Here is a 387-nt window from a genome sequence, read left to right as displayed (position 1 = left end):
CCGCGTCCTCGCTGGTCCAGTTGCGCGGGAACATCCGGCGGAACACCGACCCGACACCCAGCAGGTCGCCCGAGCCGAGCAGGTCACCGGCGGCGGAGGAGGTCGCCACCCGCCGGGACGGCGGCAGCGCCGCGTCCGAGGCGAACTCGGCGACCACGACGCCGTTGCGCTCCACCCGCACCACCCGCTCCGGCGCCGGCCGGTCCGAACCGGCCGGCGGCAGCAGATGCCCACCCGGATTCCGCGTCCCCCCGAACAGCGAGGACTGCCGGGCGTCCAGGTCGAACGACGCCCGACGCGGCAGGTCGTGAACGTTCGGCACCGCCTGCACCGGACCGAGCGCCTGCTCGATCACCGCCCCCAACTCCCGCAGATTGCGCGGCTGGA

1 protein-coding gene is annotated in these 387 nt (G+C 74.9%); it reads right to left on the bottom strand.

The window, feature by feature from the left end; genetic code table 11:
• Positions 1-387: hypothetical protein (locus VR45_RS37420; protein ID WP_045944404.1), on the bottom strand; the 387-nt coding region annotated here is incomplete at both ends.

This window comes from Streptomyces sp. NRRL S-495 (assembly GCF_000966955.1).
Classification (GTDB): Bacteria; Actinomycetota; Actinomycetes; order Streptomycetales; family Streptomycetaceae; genus Kitasatospora; species Kitasatospora purpeofusca.
Note: the sequence above shows the minus strand (reverse complement) of the source record. Positions and strands in the feature narration are given on the sequence as shown.